At 41.5% G+C, this 19,095-nt stretch carries 15 protein-coding genes; 1 reads left to right on the plus strand and 14 read right to left on the minus strand.

Annotated features, from left to right (window positions below; genetic code table 11):
• Nucleotides 1-167 precede the first annotated feature (167 nt).
• From ptsP to WKT11_RS11835, 6 genes are all read right to left on the minus strand, one after another.
• Entirely contained in the window at nucleotides 168-1,784 is a 1,617-nt protein-coding gene (ptsP, locus tag WKT11_RS11810; protein WP_117675414.1) for a phosphoenolpyruvate--protein phosphotransferase, read from the minus strand.
• Between the two features lie 17 nt (nucleotides 1,785-1,801).
• Nucleotides 1,802-2,059, minus strand: coding sequence for an HPr family phosphocarrier protein (locus WKT11_RS11815; protein WP_117675416.1), 258 nt, complete (start codon nucleotides 2,057-2,059; stop codon nucleotides 1,802-1,804).
• A gap of 278 nt (nucleotides 2,060-2,337) precedes the next feature.
• Complete coding sequence (locus WKT11_RS11820; protein ID WP_117844290.1) at nucleotides 2,338-3,597, minus strand: ABC transporter permease; 1,260 nt, start codon at nucleotides 3,595-3,597, stop codon at nucleotides 2,338-2,340.
• An 18-nt stretch (nucleotides 3,598-3,615) separates the two neighbouring features.
• Nucleotides 3,616-5,631, minus strand: coding sequence for an efflux RND transporter periplasmic adaptor subunit (locus WKT11_RS11825; RefSeq protein WP_117675420.1), 2,016 nt, complete (start codon nucleotides 5,629-5,631; stop codon nucleotides 3,616-3,618).
• 5 nt (nucleotides 5,632-5,636) lie between these two features.
• Nucleotides 5,637-6,308, minus strand: a complete 672-nt coding sequence (locus tag WKT11_RS11830; protein ID WP_117675422.1) for an ABC transporter ATP-binding protein — start codon at nucleotides 6,306-6,308, stop codon at nucleotides 5,637-5,639.
• Entirely contained in the window at nucleotides 6,305-7,807 is a 1,503-nt protein-coding gene (locus tag WKT11_RS11835; protein WP_117675424.1) for an efflux RND transporter periplasmic adaptor subunit, read from the minus strand. Before WKT11_RS11835 ends, WKT11_RS11830 begins: the two co-directional genes overlap by 4 nt.
• A 278-nt stretch (nucleotides 7,808-8,085) precedes the next feature.
• On the opposite strand from WKT11_RS11835, the gene WKT11_RS11840 reads away from it, so the two are divergent.
• A complete protein-coding gene (locus WKT11_RS11840) occupies nucleotides 8,086-9,297 on the plus strand; it encodes a hypothetical protein (RefSeq protein WP_117675426.1) in 1,212 nt (403 codons plus the stop codon).
• Between the two features lie 144 nt (nucleotides 9,298-9,441).
• Here the strand turns inward: WKT11_RS11840 and WKT11_RS11845 are convergent, their stop codons facing one another.
• From WKT11_RS11845 to WKT11_RS11880, 8 genes are all read right to left on the minus strand, one after another.
• Nucleotides 9,442-10,200, minus strand: a complete 759-nt coding sequence (locus tag WKT11_RS11845) for a sulfite exporter TauE/SafE family protein (protein ID WP_008703716.1) — start codon at nucleotides 10,198-10,200, stop codon at nucleotides 9,442-9,444.
• Nucleotides 10,201-10,202: 2 nt separating this feature from the next.
• On the minus strand, nucleotides 10,203-11,999 hold the full coding sequence (aspS, locus tag WKT11_RS11850) for an aspartate--tRNA ligase (RefSeq protein WP_117675428.1): 1,797 nt from the start codon (nucleotides 11,997-11,999) through the stop codon (nucleotides 10,203-10,205).
• Between the two features lie 96 nt (nucleotides 12,000-12,095).
• Nucleotides 12,096-13,352, minus strand: coding sequence for a histidine--tRNA ligase (gene hisS, locus WKT11_RS11855; protein ID WP_117675430.1), 1,257 nt, complete (start codon nucleotides 13,350-13,352; stop codon nucleotides 12,096-12,098).
• Nucleotides 13,353-13,426: 74 nt separating this feature from the next.
• Nucleotides 13,427-14,011 carry an HD-GYP domain-containing protein gene (locus WKT11_RS11860; protein ID WP_330489911.1) on the minus strand — a complete coding sequence of 195 codons (585 nt, stop codon included), beginning with the start codon at nucleotides 14,009-14,011 and terminating at the stop codon, nucleotides 13,427-13,429.
• A gap of 17 nt (nucleotides 14,012-14,028) precedes the next feature.
• On the minus strand, nucleotides 14,029-15,552 hold the full coding sequence (gene hemZ, locus WKT11_RS11865; protein ID WP_340284474.1) for a coproporphyrinogen dehydrogenase HemZ: 1,524 nt from the start codon (nucleotides 15,550-15,552) through the stop codon (nucleotides 14,029-14,031).
• Nucleotides 15,524-16,153 carry an MBL fold metallo-hydrolase gene (locus WKT11_RS11870; RefSeq protein ID WP_117675433.1) on the minus strand — a complete coding sequence of 210 codons (630 nt, stop codon included), beginning with the start codon at nucleotides 16,151-16,153 and terminating at the stop codon, nucleotides 15,524-15,526. Before WKT11_RS11870 ends, hemZ begins: the two co-directional genes overlap by 29 nt.
• A 32-nt stretch (nucleotides 16,154-16,185) precedes the next feature.
• Nucleotides 16,186-18,516: a RelA/SpoT family protein gene (locus WKT11_RS11875; RefSeq protein WP_118137485.1), complete on the minus strand. Its 2,331-nt coding sequence runs from the start codon at nucleotides 18,514-18,516 to the stop codon at nucleotides 16,186-16,188.
• Nucleotides 18,517-18,553: 37 nt separating this feature from the next.
• Nucleotides 18,554-19,078: an adenine phosphoribosyltransferase gene (locus WKT11_RS11880; protein ID WP_117844283.1), complete on the minus strand. Its 525-nt coding sequence runs from the start codon at nucleotides 19,076-19,078 to the stop codon at nucleotides 18,554-18,556.
• Nucleotides 19,079-19,095 lie beyond the last annotated feature (17 nt).

Here is a 19,095-nt window from a genome sequence, read left to right on the forward strand (position 1 = left end):
TCTAACAGCTGATTTAACTTCTCAAAGTTATCTCTCATAAATCCCTTATCATTTTCCCACATAAAGATACTCCCTTCCAGAAAACAGGCTTTTTCACAATCCCGTTTTCTGTGAAGAGAGTATCTTTTTCTCTTATAGCCACACAGATCTTCTCAATCGGATTAAACTTATTCCATTTCTCTTACAATCTTACGAACCTGAAGAACAAATGTCGGAGATACGGACAGTTCATCAATGCCCATCTGTACGAAACGCTCTGTCATACTTGTATCTGCTCCAAGCTCACCGCAGATACCTGCCCAGATACCTTCTTTATGTGCATTGTCGATTACCATCTGGATCATACGGATTACTGCTTCATGATGAGAGTCATAAATATTATCCAGTTTTGCATTCTGACGGTCAATTGCCAGTGTATACTGAGTCAGATCATTTGTACCAATACTAAAGAAGTCAACTTCTTTTGCAAGAAGATCACTAATCATAACGGCTGCCGGTGTCTCAATCATCACACCCTGCTCTACGTCATCCTTAAACGGTACACCCTGCTCTGTCAACTCTTTCTTTACTTCTGCAACAATAGCTTTGATCTGTTTTACTTCTGTCACAGAGATAATCATCGGGTACATAATGGAAATGTTTCCATACATACTTGCTCTGAAGAGCGCACGAAGCTGTGTTTTAAACACTTCCGGTCTGTCGAGACAGATACGAATCGCACGATAGCCCATTGCCGGGTTCTCTTCATGTGCCATATCAAAATAATCAATCTGCTTATCTGCACCGATATCCAAAGTACGGATGATTACTTTCTTGCCGGCCATGTTCTGTGCTACTGCTTTATAAATCTGGAACTGTTCTTCCTCTGTCGGATAGTTTTCCTTCTCCAGATAAATAAATTCACTTCTGAAAAGACCAATACCTTCTGCATCATTAGCCAGAACACTTGCAACATCTCCTGTGCTTCCGATGTTCGCATAAAGATGAATCTTATGTCCGCTCTTTGTCTCGGTTGTTTTACCTTTTAATTCTTTGAGCATTGCTCTCTGATGCAGTTCTTCATCTTTCTGATCCTGATATTTCTTAAGTGTATCTGCATCCGGCTCTACAATAAGAGAACCCGACTTACCATCCACGATTGCCATCTTTCCATCCATGCTGTCATCATATTCAATGTTGATCAGTGCCGGAATATTCATTGTTCTTGCAAGAATCGCTGTATGGGAATTAGAAGAACCTTTTCTTGTAACAAATGCAAGTACTCTGCTCTTATCCATCTGTACTGTCTCACTTGGAGCCAGATCCTCTGCCACGATAATAGATGGTTCTGCTGCATCCATATCCCCATCGTCATGTCCAGATAATACACGTACCAGACGATCTGAGATATCTTTTACGTCAGCAGCTCTTGCCTTCATATAGTCATCATCCATCTGTGCAAACATATCTGCAAAGTTATCACCTGTTGTTGCCACTGCATACTCTGCATTTACATTCTCTGTGCGGATAATATTGTCAATAGAATCAAGATAGTCCTCATCGTCCAGCATCATCTGATGTACTTCAAAAATAGCTGCACCTGACTCTCCAACTTCCTGAAGTGCCTTATCATACAGTTTCTGAAGCTGGGCAACTGCTTTCTCCTTTGCTTCCTGCACGCGGGCGATCTCAGCTTCTGGATCTTCTACCCTTGTACGCTTCACGCTTGTATCTGCCTTCTGCAAAATAGAAATCTTTCCAATTGCGATTCCGGAAAATACGGACTTACCTTCTAATACTCTCATTACTCCAACTCTCCTTATTACAGATTATCTTCCAAAAAGTTCCTCATCACTTCGGCATCTGCCACTTCATTGTCGCCTTCCACCTGCACCATAATCTGGTCGCCTTGCTTTGCCGCAAGATTCATAACACAGAACATGTGCTTCGCATCACCACTCTTTGTGCCTTTAAAAATGGTAATGTCGCTTGTGAGCTTGCCAGCTTCCTGCACAAGAAGCAGACCAGGCCTTGCATGTATTCCAAGTTTATCTTTGATAACATACGTAAATGATACCATCCACAAACCTCCTCCTGTATACATACTTCTTTTTGAGATAACCCATTATAGCACAATCCGTCTCCATACTTCCATCCTTTTTTACTTTTTGTACAAAATTTAAGCACTTTTTTTGACATTTTCACCGTCTTAAGTTCTATCCTATGTCAAAATCTACTAAAACACAGTCTTTCATTATCAGATTTTATACACATGTAAATGAGCACTGAATCTAATCTCTCGTCAGATTCAGTGCCCACTTTTTGTTTTCTTCTTATTTTTCTATTTCTGTTTATTCTTTATTCGCTTCTAAGTGCATCGATTGGATTCAGATTAGCCGCTTTCACAGATGGAAGCAAACCAAATACCACACCGATTACTGTCGAAAACAGTACTGCAATCACAATTGACGGTACACTGATCGCGGTAGGAGATCCGGTTACTTTTCCCACAACTTTCGACAAACCAATACCGGTTACTACACCGATAATACCTCCAATGCTGGTAAGCACTGAAGCTTCCGTCAGAAACTGTCCAAGAATCGTCTTCTTACGGGCTCCGATTGCCTTTTTCAGACCGATCTCCTTGGTACGCTCTGTAACGGAAACCAGCATGATGTTCATAACACCGATACCACCTACAAGCAGGGAGATACTTGCAATCCAGATCAGCTGATTATTTGTACTCTCACTGAGTTTCTGCATGCTCTTAACCTGCTCCATGATATCTTCTGCTTTATATTTCATAGTGGTACTACCGTTTGTATTCAACGATGTGATGGAATTATTCAACGCATCTGCCGTAGAATTTCCCACAGAACTCATCGTATCTGTACTGTCCGCTTTTACGATCACATTCTGCGGCACATCAAATCTAAAGGATATCGGCCAACAGCTGTCCGGAATCATCACGCTTCCCACAATTGACTGGTAATAAGTATAATACTCATCAATACTGTTAATCGTTGGCTGATAATTCTCATCCTGACGAATCACACCAACTATCGTATATGGTTCCTGATTAATCTCTACTGTCTGTCCCACCGGATTCTGTGACGGAAACAGATTCTGTGCTGCATTGTCATCAATCAGGGCAACTTTGTTATAGTTTTTGTAATCATCACTTACAAAGCCTCTGCCTGACTGAATCACATACCCACAGGTAGCCAGATAATTTACATCAATCCCATAAACGCTTCCGCCTTCAAGGCTGTTGTTATTGTTATAAATGGAAGCACTTGTGCTGTTATAATAAAAAGTTGCATTCTCCACATGATCAAGGTCGCGTACTTCTTCTTTGACATCATCTGTCAGAACCGGTGCCTTTGAAGAATTTCCGTATTCTGAATCATACCGATTATCTCCGTCATAAAGATAAATATTTACTGTATTGGATCCGGCACCGATCAGATCCTCTTTAATCTGCTCACTGGTTCCCTTGATCGTAGAAACAATCGCAATGATAGATGCAATACCAATGATGATACCAAGCATTGTCAGGAAGGATCGCATCATATGTGACCATATTCCCTGAAATGCCAGGCGTATATTCTCAAGCATAAAATGTCTCCTTTCTTATCAAGATCCATACATCTGGTCTAAGGTAACTTCTCTTGTTTTTGCTCCCTCTTTGACATCTTTTCCATAAGGGAAAGCAATCAAATCATCTTCACTAAGTCCGCCCTTAACAATTACACTATAACCGCTGTCTACCGTTGCTCCCACAGAAATTTCCTGTTTCTTCAGAATTCCATTGTCATCTTTATAAACATAATTCGTGCTGCTGTCACTTCTGACAAACGCTTTCTGAATGACCATACTGCCCTCGGAAGAAGAAGCTTCGTAGTTAATCGTAACCCAGTCCTGATCCTCAAGCTGAAGCGTCTTATCTGTCACTACCGCGGTAAATGCATAGTAAGAAACGTTAGGATTACTGCTTCCATAGTAGCTGTTACCACTTACAGGATATTCAGAAACATCCATAACTTCTGCTTCAAATGAACCACTTGTATAGCTTGTACAGTTAAGAATTGTTCCCTCTTTGATATCATCCAGCATCAGTTCGTTGACAGAACCTACTACATAAAAACCATCACTGCTCTTTACCTTAAGCAAGGCTTTGCCATCGGTTGTCTCACCGCTGCCGCCATCTCCAACGTATGTAACCGTACCTGACAATTTTGCGCTGATAAGTTTTTTATTCGCCTTCTTTTCAAGCTGGGATATTTTAATATCACTTTCCTGAATATCCAGTTTCAGACTTGAGATCTTTCTCTTCTGATACTTAATCGCATCCTCCCTGGAAACTGGTGGTCCTGTCGGCTCTGCATCATCTCCTCCGTCTGTGTCACCTCCATCATCTGGAAGTATATCATATTTATCTGCATCTGCCAGAGTAAATTCCATCTCCACAAATTCATATACCGGTTTCTCCAGAAGGCTTCCATTTATCAGATAATATCCTGTACAAGAGCTTTTTCGATCCTCATAATCTGATATGGTATCATTCTGGTGAAATTCAAGCTGATACCAGTATCCACCCTGATGCACAACTTTTGTTCCATCAGCGCTGTATCCGGCAAGTTTATTAAAGAATGAACCCATAACTGTTACCTTTTCTTTTGCACTGCTGCACAAATATACATATGGATCATCCTTTGTACCACTTCCTGTAAATGGAATCGAATTCGCATCCAGCTTCTGATAAAATGGCTCATCACCGTCTGTAATATTCGGATCACCTTTCTGATAATAAGGATCAAAATATGTGGTATGGTCATCCAGTGATGGAGTTGGTGTCGGCGATAACTCCGGGGTATCATCTTTTCCCGGATTAAAAGAATCATCACTGCCGTCACCAAAATCGTTTGCAGAAGAATCTGTATACACCGGAGCATTGGCAGTATTGTCGGTTTCAGTTGTATCAGAAGTGTTATCTGCACTCTGATTCTTTTTGTCAGCTGTATTTTCAGTATCTGTTGAAGCAGCACCTGAACTATTGTCTGCTGCTCCACCATCCGTAAATGCAGACAACAGAAGCGGATGTATTGCCGCAGCCAGATAACTGCCTGACATATCTGCGGCTGATGACATGGTATCATCCGGAGTCATATCATCATCGCCTGTACCGGTATCACGGCTTCTCTTCGTAGTACTCAGGTCATCGGCATCTGTACTGGCATCCGACTCTTCTATCGGACCACCGTTTTGGAGGCTGGTAAGTCGGTTTACAGCCTTATTCAAATCCTGTTCCTGTTTCTGCTTTTTCAGTTTTGCTATATTTAATTCCATCTCCACCAAAGTGGTGTCAAATGAAATCAACGGATCACCTTTATTTACAGTATCACCTTTTGTTACATAAATCTGATCTATGATCAGATCTTTATCTCCATTTACTGTCTGCGTCGCACTGGATGTCACCGTTCCGTCAAGTGTGGTGGTCGGAGTATAGAATTCCTGTAATAATCCACTGACAGGTGTGACATTTACCGTCTTCTGGCTGCTTTTTCGCAGCTGCATCAGACCGGCGGAGATTCCACATCCGGCAACTGCCACCACCAACACTCCGGCGAGGATTTTCTTTACTTTACCCATGAAGATCACCTCTTTTCCTGAAGGATTCCATCTTTGATCGTAACCACTCTCTTTGCATGTGCTGCGATATCTGCATCATGAGTGATCATTAATACGGATACACCTTCATCGTTCAGTTTCTGGAAAAGTTCCATAACCTGTGCCCCGGACTTACTGTCAAGAGCACCTGTTGGCTCATCTGCCAGAAGAAGCTTTGGGTTATTGACAATAGCTCTCGCAATGGCAACTCGCTGCATCTGACCACCAGATAACTGATTGGGTTTAAAATCAACTCGGTCTGACAAGCCCACTCTGTCAAGAGCTCTCAGAGCTCTTTCCCTTCTTTCTTTCTTTGGCACCTTCGCATAATTTAACGGCATTTCCACATTTGCCAATGCACTCTGTTTCGGAAGCAGATGAAAACTCTGAAATACAAATCCTATTTTATTGAGCCGGATATCTGACATTGCGTTCTCCGAACATGCTTTAATATCCTGACCATCCAGAAAGAAAGTCCCCTCTGTCTGTTTATCCAGGCATCCGATAATATTCATCAATGTAGTTTTTCCGGAACCGGAAGGACCCATGATTGCTACATATTCTCCTTCTTCCATAGAAAAATTTACGTCTTTTAATACCGGGACTTTCATTTTACCCTGCAGATATTCTTTATAAATACCTTTTAATTCCAGTATCATTCAATCCCCTCCACATCTCCGTCTGCGCTCATACCCGGTGCCTCATCGATTGGTACAAGTTCTTCATTCGGATCAATTACATCATCTGTATCAGAACTATTGTCTGTTGTGTCTGTTGAGCTTTCATCCATATCCGGCTCTGTAAAATCATCCGCAGATGATTCCATATCTGTCATATCACTGACAGATCCATCCGCTCCATAGGAATCATCATCCATATCTGTAATTCCGTCAGCACCACCGCTCATTGTCTGTGCCAGATCTCCAACTTCTGTTTTCTCCCCTTCTTCCAAAGCTTCTGTCGGGAATGCAATCGCGTCTTTCTTTGTCAGACCATCAACAATTTCATATTCGCCCAGATCATCATCATGCTTTCCTAAAGTTACATAACGCTTCTCCAGTCTGTTCTTGTCATTGGCAGCCCATACATACGGCTCATTGGTGTCTGTGTCCAGAATATAATAGTCACTGAGCCACAGTCCATCTTTCTGATCATCCTGCCCGATATCACGCTCTATGTATACATGCTGTCCAAGCATCAGATTCTCTGAAGAATCCAGTTCAACATAAAAAGGATATGAAGTAGATGTCGTCTGATCATCAGAACTTGTGCTCGACATTCCAAAATACATATCATTGCTGCTATCATCTGATGTTCCATTATTAACATCAATAGATCCCATTGTTCCCTTCCACGTCTTACTGCTATCTACTCTGGATCTGATAATTACAGCTTCACCAGGCACAATCGAATCTCTATTCTGTTCATTAACTTTTCCCTTTACCCGATAAGCCCCGGTACTGAGAATTGTAATAAATGCAGAGCTGTCTGAACTGCTGTCACTTGATGAGGTGCTATCCATTGCGCTACTGTCATCCACAGAATCTCCGTCATCACTTGTCATCTTGGAGGTGTCAATTTTCTGAATCACACCATCAATCTCACTTCTGACTTCTGTATTCTGTGTGGCACTCTGAAGCTTATCAATTTCAGACTGTTTACTCTTCTGGCTATATTCATTTTTCTTGAGATTCATTTTATTTGTTTCAATCTCAATCGTGTATGAAAGCTGATCTTCCGCTTTTGCCTTTTTCTTCTCAGCTTCCAAAGTAGAAATCTGTTCTGTCAGGCTGATCTGCTCATTCTTTAATCTATCCAGATCAAGCTGTGCCTGCTTTAAGTCATCCTCGATACTGCTAAGATCATATTCAAAAAGAAGCTGACCTTTTTTTACCTCTTCACCGGTCTTTACCTGAACCTCTTTTACTTTACGTCCGCTTTCTATCTTAACGTTTACAGTTTCCTGTGGTTCCACTACACCTGCAAAGCGGTTGGTCGCAGCTGTTTCAGCTCCTGTGATCACACTCACTTTAGATACATAAACTACTGTATCCCCGGAGCCACTCTGACCACTTCCATTAAAATGATACCATACGCCACTTCCAATACCACCCGCAGCAATCAGGATTCCCAAAACGATGATAATACGTTTTTTCATAGTTGCCTCCTTGATATTATCGCATTTTTGATGTCGACATCTATTATACACTACTATTTTTTTACTTCGTATTTATATAGTTACGTTTTCCTGTAACTTTCACTTCCCTATCATATCAGATTCTATCTTAAAAAAAAAGCTTTGCATCTAAATGATGTCATTTTTCACAATTTTTTCACGTTTATTTTATGAAATTCGTTCATGTTTTTCGTTTTTTTGACAGTCACCGCAAAATCTGGTAAAATACTCAGAAAGTATTGTGAAAGGAAAGAATACGCATGAACACAAAGAAACGTCTGGCTCCTTTGCTTTATATTTTATTTGTTTTTTTCGCTGTATTTATGAACAGCGGCTGTTCACATAAAAGCGGGTCAAATGTAAAAAATGTTGTCAGAAATGAGTTGGATCAGTTAAAGAATCTTAATTCAGAAACAACTCAAAAATATATACCGTATAAAGAGCTGTTCCCCGATGCTACAGAAAACACTGCATTATCCGATGAAATCAATGAAGTATTTTCTCTCTTTTTCCAGAAATTTGATTACAAAATTCTGGATATCAGCGTCGACACGGCAAATAATTCAGCCACTGCTTCTGTGAAACTTACTACAATCGATGCCAAGCCTCTTGCCAGAGATTTCGCAGCAGAACTGCTTCGGACCGAAATCACAGAAGCTGCACAGGCCCAGACTGGAAATATCAAAGATTCTTCCAAATCACTTGAGGCACATTATCTGATTCTGAATCATCTTTTGGATACGAACAAATATGATTCAACTGAAACAGACTGTTCCATTCAGCTTATTAATACCGGCAGTGATAAAAAAGAAAAATGGGAGATTCAGCGTACAAGTTCCCTTGAAGATGAGCTCGTCGGCGGTCTCATAGCCAATCTGGCTGATCCGGATATTCTTTCACCGGAAGATACCCTGACTGTCTATCTTGACACTCTACAGAAACTGAATCTGAAAGAAATGACATCTTATCTGGGTGTAGTAAATATCATGAATACATCCGATACTGCAAAAAATTCCATTGCCTCAGCACTTGCCGAACAGATTCATAAAAATTTTAATTATGTCATTAAATCCAGCAGTGAAAATGGATACAATGCCACTGTTACAACTGAAATTACAACCTTTGACAGTGATTCGATCCTGGCTGATTATCAGGAAAAGCTTGATAAATATCTGGCTTCTGCTGAAGCAGTTATCGATGGCTCTCAGAAACGATACGAAAAATCTTTCGAAATTCTTCTGAACAGCATCAATGATAATACCGTTACTACCGTCAACGATGTAGATTTTGTTCTAATCAATGATGGGGTATCCTGGAAACTTCAGGATGAGGGAAATACTTTGGGAAATGCTATTTTCGGTACTTTGACAGATTCTCCTCTCGAGACTTCTGATTCTGAGGATGAAAATATTTCTGCCGATACAGATAAGCAGACAGATGATAATACTTCTACTGAAAGCAGTTCCAATTAACGATTAGTCAATCGGATATTCGCAATCCGCTTTCGCTACGTGGCTCTACACCAAATAACTAAAAAGGCCATCATATCACAGAAATATTCCTTTTCTGAATCATTCTATGATATGGTGGTCTTTTTAATCTTTGTCTTATTCTTTTTACATCCCCGTTATAATTTTGATAAACAGTAAAACCAGAACTATCAGAATAATCGGTCTTACGATTTTATTTCCATTTTTCATTACCATTCCAGATCCTACATAATGCCCTGCAATGGAAAAAACAGAAGCTGCAAGTCCAAGATATATGACAATCTTTCCACTAAATAAAAAAACAACTAATGCCATTATATTAGAAGAAAGATTTGCAAGTTTCATAGTTCCGGAAGCTTTCGCTACGGGAAGTTTTGCTACTCCTGTATATAAAATAAGCAGAAACGTACCAGTTCCCGGCCCATAAAAGCCATCGTAGCAGCCAACAGCCAGAGAACACACCGCACACAAAATCCACTGTTTCTTTCTGGAAATCTCTACATTGCTGTTATCATCCAGATTTTTCTTCTTCATTACATAAAACGCAACAATAGGAAGTACCGGAATCAGCATCCATTTTAATATCTTATCACTGGCAAGAAGCGCAATATGAGCGCCTGCAAAAGAACCGACAAGAGCCATGGAAATACATGGCAGTGCAACTCCCCAGTCCACAAATTTATTCTTACATAAACGTGCTGTTGAAATCGCTGTCCCAGTTGCCGAGGATAATTTATTCGTTGCTATCGCATTGTGCATCGGAACCCCTGCAAGCAGATACGCAGGCAGGGAGATCAAACCACCCCCGCCTGCGATAGAATCAACTAATCCTGCAAGGAATACCAACGGGCATACAATCAAAAACGTCTGAATTGTAAGCTCCATCCTTATTCAGTTACTTCCTCCGGTCTTACTTCCAGTTCCAGTTCTTTTAACTGCTCCTCGCTTACGCGGCTCGGAGACTGAGTCATCAGACAGGAAGCATCTTTAACTTTCGGGAATGCGATTACGTCACGGATGCTGTCAACTTTCGCCATAAGCATTACCAGACGGTCAAGTCCGTATGCCAGTCCGGCGTGAGGCGGAACTCCATATTTGAATGCGTCCAGAAGGAATCCGAACTGCTCGTGAGCAGCTTCTTTTGTGAATCCAAGTGCTTCAAACATTCTCTCCTGAATATCATCCTGATGGATTCTGACACTTCCTCCACCAATTTCATTACCGTTTAATACGATATCATATGCTTTTGCACGAACTTTTCCAGGATCTGTATCCAGAAGTGGAAGGTCCTCTTCCATAAGCATGGTAAATGGATGATGCATTGCTGTGAAACGATTCTCTTCTTCACTCCATTCAAGAAGCGGGAACTCTGTTACCCATACGAAACGATACTCATTCTTATCAAGAAGATCCATCTGCTTTGCAAGTTCCAGACGAAGTGCGCCAAGTACATCATAAACCAGTTTCTTCTTATCTGCTGCAAACAGAAGTAAGTCTCCTGCTTTACCATCCATAGCTGTTACCAGAGCATCCATTTCTTCATCTGTCATGAATTTAGCAAAAGAAGATTTTCTTGTGCCATCTTCAGCGATTGCAATGTATGCAAGGCCTTTTGCACCGTAACCTTTAGCAAACTCAACCAGTTTGTCAATTTTCTTACGTGGCATAGCGCCCTGTCCTTCTGCATTGATACCACGAACACTGCCGCCATTTTCCAACGCAGAAGTAAACACGCTGAATCCACAGTTTTTAACTACATCACTTACATCATGAAGTTCCATTCCGAAACGCATATCCGGTTTATCAGAACCAAATCTGTCCATAGCTTCCTGCCATGTGATACGCTGGATTGGAAGTTTTACATCAATATCAAGTACTTCCTTGAACAGATAAGCAAGGAATCTCTCATTTACATCGATTACGTCATCAACATCTACAAAAGAGAGTTCCATATCGATCTGAGTAAATTCCGGCTGTCTGTCCGCACGAAGGTCTTCGTCACGGAAACATCTTGCAATCTGGATATAACGGTCATAACCAGAGCACATCAGAAGCTGTTTGTACAGCTGCGGAGACTGTGGCAGACCATAGAAATGTCCCGGATGAACACGAGACGGTACCAGATAATCTCTTGCACCTTCCGGTGTACTCTTACCAAGCATCGGAGTTTCAATTTCAAGGAATCCTTCTTTTGCGAAGAACTGTCTTGTAAGCATCATGACTTTGCTCTTAAGCATAATGTTCTTCTGAAGGTCAGGTCTTCTTAAGTCAAGATAACGATATTTCAGACGGATTTCATCTTTTGTCTTGCTGTTCTCTTCAATTGGGAACGGAGGTACCTCTGCTTCAGACAGAACACGAAGGGATTTTACGCGAAGCTCAATTTCACCTGTTGCAAGATTCTTATTAACAGCGCCGCCTCTTTCTTCTACCACACCGGTAACAGCGATTACGAATTCACTTCTCAGTTTACCTGCTTTTGCAAAACCTTCTTCATCAATGCTGCCATTTTCAAAAATCAGCTGCATGATACCGGAACGGTCTCTTAAATCTACGAAAATAATTCCGCCTTTATCGCGGGCTTTCTGAACCCATCCCATAAGGACAACTTCTTTGCCGATCATTTCCTTTGTTACTTCTGCACATCGGCATGTTCTGTGCAGTCCCTGCATACTTTCAGCCATGTTTCTTTCCTCTTTTCATGCTTTCTATATTATAAGAATTGTTGTAACTATCCAGCAGTCTGCTATCCCGCAATGTTGCTGAACAGTTACGAATTATTACATTCTGTCTTTAAAGAATTCTACAAACTCTGTATAGCCCTCTGCTGTCATCTGATCTTTCTGGAATTTCTTATTCTTCTTCATAATAGAAATATTGATCTGTGTTCCGACATTACGCTCTTCCTGAGCCTGTTTCAGAATCGTCAGCATCTTGTCTGCCGGCATATTCTTCTCGATAAGATATGCTTTCTTACCATTCTTTGTCGGGATTTCATAATTTCTCTCAAGAAGAAGCATTACGATTCTCTCGAATCCAATTGAAAATCCGCAGGCAGATGTATTGTTTCCTGTAAATTTACCGATCATCTCATCATAGCGTCCACCGCCGCCTACGCTGCCGCCAAACTCATCCATAGAGATTTCAAAAATCGGTCCTGTATAATAAGACATTCCACGTACCAAAGTCGGATCGAAAGACATCTTAAAATCTGCTGTCTTGACAGAATCTACAGTAGAAATGATTGTTTCAAGGTCCTCAGCTACCTTTGAATCCAGAACATCTTTTAATTTCTCTTTACAGTAGCGAACACCTTCGATATCAGAAGTGATTTCTTTGAAAAGTCCAAGATAAGTGTCAATACTTTCTTTGGCAAATCCTTCTTTCTCCAGTTCTTCTGCAACACCTTCAATACCAATCTTATCCATCTTGTCCAAAATGATAAATACTGTGTCAAAGCTCTCCTGCGGGAATCCACTGTACTGGGCCATTGCCTTTAAAATCTTTCTGTCATTGATACGGATGGTAAAGTTGTGGAAATCCAGCTTTCCAAGCAAAGTTGTAGTAGCCAGAACCAGTTCAATCTCAGCCAGGTAAGTAGGCTCCCCCAGAATATCGATATCACACTGCATAAACTGACGGAAACGTCCTCTCTGCGGTCTGTCTGCTCTCCATACATTTCCCATCTGAAGTGCCTTAAACGGAGCCGGAAGCTCGTTTGCATTGTTTGAATAGTATCTGGAAAGCGGTACAGTCAGGTCATAGCGAAGTCCGGAATCAACCAGATCACTCTCTGCCTCAGCTTCTGTAAGTTTTAGTTTTTCTCCACGTTTCAGGATCTTGAAAATCAGTTTTTCATTCTCTCCGCCCTGTTTACTGGAAAGATTCTCAATGTGTTCTACACATGGTGTCTCTATAGATGAAAATCCAAAAGTTCCGTATGTCTCACGAATCATGTTCATCACATAGTTACGAATCTCCATCTCTTTTGGTAAAATGTCTTTCATACCGGTTACCGGTTTCTTCTTTAATGCCATGTTGTCCTCCTCTTTTATCGTATTCAACATTACTGATTCCTTCTTTATCTCCTCAGTAATATATCAGCCCTGTTTCATTTTCGGAAACTCTGTCCGTCTCCATTATGAACCACTCTCTGAAATGCCAGAAAAACCTGCATATCAAAATTCTTGACCTCATCGATCATCAGTTCCATAACCGCAGAAATGTCAAAGGCTTTTCTGTACGGTCTGTCTGAAATCAATGCCGCATATACATCGCAGACTCTGAGAATCCGGGCACCTATCGGAATGTCCTCCCCTGCCTTATTGGCCGGATATCCGCTGCCATCATAATTCTCATGATGGTACAGGATACTCTCCAATACAAAGTCCGAATATCCCTGTCCTTTCAGTTCCTCATATCCCAATGTTGAATGCATACGGACATACTTCAGTTCCTCAATCACAAGAGGATCCTGTTCCTGTCCGTTGATATAACTTGTCAGCTTCAGCTTTCCTATATCATGGAGCATTCCCGCAATCGCAAGTTCATAGCACTGTTCATGCGGCAATCCCATCTCTTCCGCAAGTGCATAAGCAAGATTACTTACCATCATCCCATGATGCAGTTCAGAAGCAAGGTCAAACTCCAGAATCCTCTCCTGCGAACCCACTGCTGTCTTTTGTACTGTATTCAAAGTGTTACCTCCACATCCTACAGCCAGGTAGCTATTGCTGTCCGTTTTCTCTCAATCATCTCATCAATGCGTGAAATATAATTGGAAACATCCTTTACATTCTCCACACGTTCGATCCTTTTGCCATGGTCAAAGACCAGCTTGGAAGAACCACCTGCACCCAGTGCAATGATCGGCTGTTTTTCCTCCATAATCAGTATATTGTAAATTCCAGCTTTGTCAACCTTTGCATAGCCAACATTTTCAAAATTTCCCTTCATATTCTTCTGTCTGTACAGATAATAAGGGCCCATTTCCATCTCATATGCTGTTTTCATCGTGAGATCCATGATCTCCTGATTGTTCTCAAAAGACATTTCCTGATATTTTTCTTTGAAAATATTTAACCGTGCTGCACGCTTAACTGCCAGAGAATGTACCGTCATGCTGTCCGGATCCAGTTCACGGATCTGTTCAAGAGTACGTTCTACCATATGAATGTCCTCTCCAGGAAGACCTACGATCAGATCCATATTAATGTTATCAAATCCCAGTTCTCTTGCCAGATGAAAGGCTTCCTTTGTCTGGTCTACTGTATGTTTACGCCCGATAATCTCCAAGGTCTCCGGATTCATTGTCTGCGGATTTACAGAAATTCTGGTCACCGGATATTCCCGAATTGCCATCAGTTTCTCTCGTGTGATACTATCTGGTCTGCCGGCTTCTACAGTAAATTCAGCCAGCCCCTCGTAACCAAAAGCTTCTCCAACAGTATCCAGAAGTTTCCGGATCTGATGCGGAAGTAATGTGGTCGGAGTACCACCTCCTATATAAATGGTATCCAGTTTTCTGCCCTTCATCATAAGAGCCGTTTCTCTTACTTCTTTGCAAAGGGCTTCTACGTACTCATCTGATCTTTTCTCCCACACTTTCAGCGGATACGAACTGAAAGAACAATACAGACAGATACTCGGACAGAACGGGATTCCGATATAAAGGCTGTATCCATTCTCATAATCAATATCTTTGAGAATTTCTCTTTCCCTGTTGGCAATCGTAATGGCAAGGGCTGTTTTCTGCGGACTTACCAGATATTTTTCTCTCATCTCCTGTGCAGCTTCTGTGTTCTTCATACCGGATTCGATCATTCCCATTGCCAGTTTAGCCGGACGAATTCCGGTCAGATTTCCCCATGGAAGTGTTCTGCCCGTTAATTTCACCAGAAGCTGGTACAATGCATACTTAATAGAATCCTTATTCTCTTTTCTCAGTGCATGAGGATCTTTCACTGCACTATCCGTGATCACTTCCGCAGAAGCTACACCTTTTATTTCCGTTTCTTTAATTTCCGGATTTTCTTTTCTATCATATTTTATGAAATAATTTTCATTATCCCGTTCCACGCAGAAGCGGAGGTCATACTCTGCTTCATCATCTTCATAAAGAGTATGTATCTCCGCCTCGGGATAAAATGCTTTAATCAATTCATAAACATCATGTTCAAATTCTCTGTTCTCAAACAGAATGCCTATCTTATACAAATGGATTATACCTCTTTTCATAGCCAATGCTTGTAGATACATCATGTCCTGGAAAAACTTCTGTTTCTTCCGGAAGAGAATCTACCAGTTTATGCAGACTCTGCACGATCTGTGCTGTACTTCCTCCCGGAAAATCTGTTCTTCCCACCGAACCATAAAAAACAGTATCGCCACTAAACAATACCGCCTCATCTTTCAGATAATAACAGCAGCTTCCCTTGGTATGTCCCGGTGTATGAATCATCTGAACAGAAAAACCAGCAATCTTAACCACGTCCAGATCTTCAAGAAAAACATCCGGCGCAATGGAACAATCTCTTCCACAATGTGCTGTCATATTAATCTCCGGTTCCCGAAGCATCTCTTCTTCCTGACGACAGGCATAAATCGGAATATTGTATTTCTCTTTCACTGCCTGAGCTGCCATGATATGGTCAAAATGTCCATGTGTAAGCAGAATTGCCACCGGTTTTCCATTCATCTGAGAAACTTTCAGCTCAATCTTCTCCGGACAGTCTGCCGGATCTATAATGATCAGCTCTCCGGTTTCTTTATTTTTAAGGAAATAGCAGTTTGTATATACAGGTCCTAATATACATTTCTGTAACTCTAAGTTCTTCATGTTATCCCTTTCTATCCATCGGTTTTCTGTGATCAGCCGGTCGTTCTCTCAACATCAATGACACTTTCTACCTGACGGATTTTCTCTATCAGAGAACGCAGTTCCTCCTTGCTTCCGATTTCAAAGCTCATGGAAATGGTTGCTTTCTCCTGCTTGCTTGTACGGCTGTTAATACTTCTAAGGTCAATCTTACGTTCTGTAAATATCTTAGAAAGATCAACAAGAAGTCCTGTACGGTTATTCGCATATACCTGAATCTCAGCCATGTACTTCTCTTTTTCCTTATTGTCAGGCTGCTGCCATTCTGCCTCGATCAACCGGCTTCGGTCAAGTTCTGACATATTCAGCACATTGATACAGTCTGTACGGTGAATTGTAATTCCACGTCCTCTTGTGACAAAACCTACGATCTCATCACCCGGGATCGGATTACAACATTTTGAAAAACGAACCGCCACATCATGAATACCTTTTACCACAATACCGCTCTTGCTCTTCGCAATATGAAGCTTCTCCTGTGTTTCCGATGCAGCTTCCAGAACCTGCTCATCTGTCAGAGACTTCTTATTCTCCTTGTCATAGGCTTCTACCAGCTTATTAAATACCTGACCTTCTTTTAGTCCGCCATGACCAATCGCAGCAAGTACGGAATCCCAGTCGCGGAATCCATATTTATGCATAACAGCCTCCAGATACTGAGGCTTATTATAATTTACAATCTTAAATCCCTTTGCACGGGCATACTGCGCAAGCATTTCCTTACCCTTAAGGATGTTATCTTCTTTTAATTCTTTCTTAAACCACTGGTTAATTTTGTTTTTCGCCTGTGTACTCTTAACCAGTTTCAGCCAGTCACGGCTCGGTCCCTGAGAATTCTGTGAAGTAATGATCTCAATACGGTCACCATTCTTGATCTCGTATTCAATAGGAACAAGCTTTCCGTTTACACGCGCACCTACCATCTTATTTCCAACTGCGCTGTGGACACTGTAAGCAAAGTCAACCGGTGTCGAACCACTTGGAAGTGTCTTGACATCTCCCTGTGGAGTAAAGCAGTAAACACTGTCTGCAAAAAGGTCAAGGTCATTTTTCAGAAGACTCATAAACTCTTTGTTGTCAGACATATCTCTCTGCCATTCCAAGATCTGACGCAACCAGTTAAGCTTCTCTTCTTCACTCTTTCCTACAGGTGCTTTGCCGTCAGAAGATTCCTTATATTTCCAGTGTGCCGCGATACCATACTCAGCAGTTCTGTGCATCTCATAAGTACGAATCTGTATCTCAAACGGCTGTCCATTTGGACCAATCAGAGTCGTATGCAGTGACTGATACATATTGGGTTTTGGCATGGCAATATAATCCTTAAATCTTCCCGGAATCGGTTTGTACATCTCATGAATCACGCCAAGGGCAGCATAACAGTCTTTTACTGTATCTACCAGAATACGGACTGCAAACAGATCATAAATCTGGTCGATCGTCTTATCCTGATTTACCATCTTCTTGTAGATGCTGAAGAAATGTTTCACACGTCCGTCTACCTGTGATTTAATACTGGCATCTTCCATGTGTTTCTTGACTTCTTTTACGATTGCACCTACAAACTGTTCCCTCTCACTCTTGCGCAAAGCAATCTTCTCTACCAGATCATAATAAACATCTGGTTTCAGATATTTCAGTGACAAATCGTCCAGTTCTACTTTTATCTTGGAAATACCGAGACGCATGGCAATAGGAGCATAAATATCCATCGTCTCTCTTGCTTTTTCCTGCTGTTTCTCAGGGCGCATATACTGCAGAGTACGCATATTATGAAGGCGGTCAGCAAGTTTGATCAGAATGACTCGGATATCCTTTGCCATAGCAAGGAACATCTTTCTTAGATTCTCTGCCTGAACTTCCACTTTGTCCGCCGAATAAGACAGCTGTCCCAGCTTGGTAACACCATCTACAAGAAGTGCAACTTCTGAACCAAATTCCTTCTCAACTTCTTCATAAGTCATCCAGGTATCCTCGACCGCGTCATGAAGAAGACCTGCCACGATTGTCTCTTTATCCAGCTCCAGATCTGCCAGAATGATTGCCACACACAAAGGATGGATGATATATGGTTCACCGGACTTCCTCTTCTGTCCCTCATGCGCCTCACTCGCAACCTTATATGCTTTCTCTATCATAGAAATGTCTGTGGACGGATGATACTTTAAGACACTGTTTATCAGTTCTTTGTAAAGCACCTCCGGACTTGTAAAATCATGCATGGTTTTTACCGCTGCATCTGCTCTTTTTACAGATTCCAGTTTTTCTTTTTCAACCTGCATCTCATCTTTTTTTGCTTCTGTACCTTTCGTCATCTCTGCCATATACTCCCACCTGCCTGTCCTGCACGATCAGTCGTGCTTATTTACCGTCATAACAAATCACGGATGCTACATCATATCCTTTCAGTCTTTCACGTCCTTTTAATCCTGCAAGTTCCATCAGAAATACAACTTTGACCACTTCTCCGCCAAGCTGTTCTACAAGTTTAATGGCTGCTTCGATAGTACCGCCGGTTGCGATCAGGTCATCAATGATTACTACTTTCTGACCAGGTTTGATGGAATCTTTGTGCATCTCGATTTCTGCACTGCCATACTCCAGTTCATAGCTTGCAGATACTGTTTCGCATGGAAGTTTCCCTTTCTTACGAATCGGTACAAATGGTTTATGAAGATTATACGCAATCGGCACGCCAAAGATAAATCCTCTGGATTCTGTACCCGCGATCACATCTACGTCTAAATCTTTCAGGCAGTCCTGCATAGAATTGATTGCCAGCTGCAGACCATCTGCGTCCTGCAGAACACTTGTAATATCTCTGAAAATAATCCCCGGTTCTGGAAAATCCGGTATACTTCTTACGTATTCTTCAATTTTCTTCATTTTATCTCTCCTCCGGC

The sequence above is a fragment of the Blautia sp. HCN-1074 genome, from assembly GCF_037890165.1.
In the GTDB taxonomy this organism is placed as follows: Bacteria; Bacillota; Clostridia; order Lachnospirales; family Lachnospiraceae; genus Blautia_A.